Source organism: Bradyrhizobium guangdongense, assembly GCF_006483445.1.
Taxonomy (GTDB): domain Bacteria; phylum Pseudomonadota; class Alphaproteobacteria; order Rhizobiales; family Xanthobacteraceae; genus Bradyrhizobium; species Bradyrhizobium guangdongense_A.
The window spans coordinates 1-2969 of record NZ_PPPT01000145.1 but is presented as its reverse complement, the minus strand read 5'-3'; the positions used below and the strand labels follow the sequence as shown (position 1 = coordinate 2969).

Below are 2969 nucleotides of genomic sequence, written 5' to 3'. Positions count from 1 at the left end.
TCACCTGGGGCGTGCTCGACCGGCTGCTCGAAGAGAAATGGCTCGAGATCGCCGCGATCTCCGGAACGTCCGCGGGTGCGATGAATGCTGCCGTGCTGGCCGACGGTTGGACGGCGGGCGGCGCGGCGGGTGCGCGCGAGGCGCTCGAGCAATATTGGCGGCGGGTGTCGCGCGCAGCCGCGTTCAGTCCGCTGCAGCGCTCGCCGCTCGACCGGCTGATGGGCCGCTGGACGCTCGACACCTCGCCGGCCTACATCTTCACCGATTTGATGTCGCGTCTGTTGTCGCCCTACGACCTCAATCCGACCGGCTACAATCCGCTGCGCGAGGTCTTGGCCGAGAGCATCGATTTCGAGCGGCTTGCGCGCTCGCCGATCAAGCTCTTTATCACCGCGACGCGGGTGCGGACCGGGCGCGGGCGCATCTTCCGCAACGCCGAGATCACGGCCGACGTGCTGCTGGCTTCCGCCTGCCTGCCGACCATGTTCCGCGCCATCGAGATCGACGGTGAGCCCTATTGGGACGGCGGCTATGCCGGCAACCCGACAATCACGCCGCTCATTCGCGAGAGCGACGCGCATGATACGATTTTGGTGCAGATCAATCCGACTGAGCGGACGGATGAGCCGCGAACGGCTGCCGATATCCTCAACCGGCTCAACGAGATCTCCTTCAACTCGCCGCTGATGAAGGAGCTTCGCATGATCGCGCTGCTCCGCCAGGCCGCCGATCCCGGCAGCGGCGAGGGCGCGCGCTGGGCGAAGATGCGCACCCACCGCGTCAAGAGCGACATGCTGGCGAAGTTCGGTTCATCCTCAAAACTCAACGCCGAATGGGAGTTCGTCTCGATGCTCCGCGCCGAGGGACGGCAGGCGGCCGATGAATTTCTGGGGGAGCATGGGGACGACATCGGTAAGCGCACGACCGCCGATCTCGACGTGCTGCTCGCGGAGTGCTGAGGCATGGGCCTGCTCGGCATATTGATCGGGCTCGGCCTGCTCGTGCTGTTCGCCTTTCGCGGCTGGAGCGTGCTGCTGCTCGCGCCATCAGCGGCACTCGTCGCTGCGCTGTTCGGCGGCGAGCCGCTGCTGGCGAACCTCACGCAAGTGTTCATGGCAAGCGCGGCCGGCTTCCTCGCGCAATTCTTCCCGATCTTCCTGCTGGGCGCCGTGTTCGGCAAGCTGATGGACGACAGCGGCGCCGTCCGGTCCGCGGCCGGATTTTTGGCAGAGCGTCTCGGCGAACGGCGGGTGGTGCTCGCGGTGGTGCTCGCAGGCGCGCTCGTCACCTATGGCGGCGTCAGCCTGTTCGTCGCGTTCTTCGTCATCGTGCCGATGGCCCAGTCGCTGTTCCGCGCCGCCAACATTCCGCGCCGGCTGATTCCTGCCGCGATCGTGCTGGGCACCTCGACCTTCACCATGTCGGCTCTCCCCGGCACGCCGTCGATCCAGAACGCGATCCCGATGCCGTTCTTCGGCACCACGCCTTTTGCGGCACCGGGGCTCGGCATCATCGCGTCCCTCATCATGCTCGGCGCCGGACTGTGGTGGCTGCGGCGGGCCGAGACCGCCGCGCGCCGGGCCGGCGAAGGCTATGGCGTCGAGACGCATGGTGCGGCCGAACGCGCGGCCGACGACGAACTGATCCGCGAACGCGCGACCACCGCGCGCGAATTCGACCCGGCGGAGATCCGGCACGGACGGCGCAGCGAGACGCAGGCTCCGGTGGTGAACGCGATCCTGCCGCTGGTCGCCGTCGTGATCGTCAATCTCGTGATGTCGCTGATCGTGCTGCCGCGGCTCGACGTCTCCTATCTCGCCGAGCAGCGCTTTGGCGGCACCTCGCTCGCCGCCGTCGCCGGCGTGTGGTCGGTCGCGGTGGCACTGGCGGCGGCGATCCTCGCCACCATCGTGCTGAACTGGAGCCGGCTGCCGTCGCTGCGGCAGACCATGGACGCCGGTGCCAATGCATCCGTCCTGCCGGCGCTGAGCGTGGCGAGCCTCGTCGGCTTCGGCGCCGTCATCGCCGCGCTGCCGGCCTTTGCGACGGTGCGCGACTGGGTGTTGTCGATCGAAGGCGGTCCGCTGGTGTCGCTCGCGGTGGCGACCAACATCCTCGCCGCCCTGACCGGCTCGGCCTCCGGCGGCCTGACGATCGCGCTTGATGCGCTGGGCCAGACCTATGTGGACATCGCGTCGCGGACCGGCATCAATCTCGGGCTGATGCATCGTGTGGCCGTGATCGGCTCGGGCACGCTCGATATCCTGCCGCATAACGGCGCGGTGGTGAGCCTGCTCGCGATCTGCGGATTGACGCACCGCGAAAGCTATCTCGACATCGTCATGGTCGGCATCGTGACATCGTTGCTGGCCTTGGTTGCCGTCATCGTGCTGGGCAGCGCATTGGGATCGTTCTGATCGCGCGCCTCGACGATTGACGCGCGGACGAAGGTTGCCTTGAATGCGGCCGACTGTCGGACTGAACGACAAGACAAAAACGGGGGAAACAATGGCGCGATATCAAACGTTCCTTCATGCGTGTGTCGCGACCCTGTTGCTGGGACTGGCGACCGCAATCGGTGCAAGCGCGGCAACGCTGGCCGAGGACGCCGATACCGTGTGCAAGGGTCTCGTCGGCCGCACTGATGCGGTAAAGATCGACACGGTCGCCTTTCTCGCTCCGACGCCGATTGCCGTTGCCGAGCGCGGACCGACGCCTGCGGGCCGCATCACGCCGGCCAATCCCGGATTCTGCAAGGTGCTCGGCCATATCGATCCGACCGATCCGACGGCGCCGCCGATCAAGTTTCAAGTCAATCTGCCGGTCGAGTGGAACGGCCGATCGGTGCAATATGGCGGCGGCGGTTTCAACGGCGTGCTGATCACGGGCCTCGCTCTGCCGCCTGCCGCGCCCTTTGACAAGCCGTCGCCGCTCGCGCGCGGCTTCGTCACCTACGGCACCGATTCCGG

Annotated in this window: 3 protein-coding genes; all 3 read left to right on the top strand. The window is 67.1% G+C overall.

Annotated features, from left to right (window positions below; translation table 11 throughout):
- On the top strand, nucleotides 1-959 hold a 959-nt coding region (locus tag C2U70_RS20660), incomplete at its 5' end, for a patatin-like phospholipase family protein (RefSeq protein ID WP_246666807.1).
- 3 nt (nucleotides 960-962) lie between these two features.
- Entirely contained in the window at nucleotides 963-2417 is a 1455-nt protein-coding gene (locus C2U70_RS20655; RefSeq protein ID WP_140980263.1) for a GntP family permease, read from the top strand.
- Between the two features lie 91 nt (nucleotides 2418-2508).
- On the top strand, nucleotides 2509-2969 hold a 461-nt coding region (locus C2U70_RS20650), incomplete at its 3' end, for a tannase/feruloyl esterase family alpha/beta hydrolase (RefSeq protein WP_140980262.1).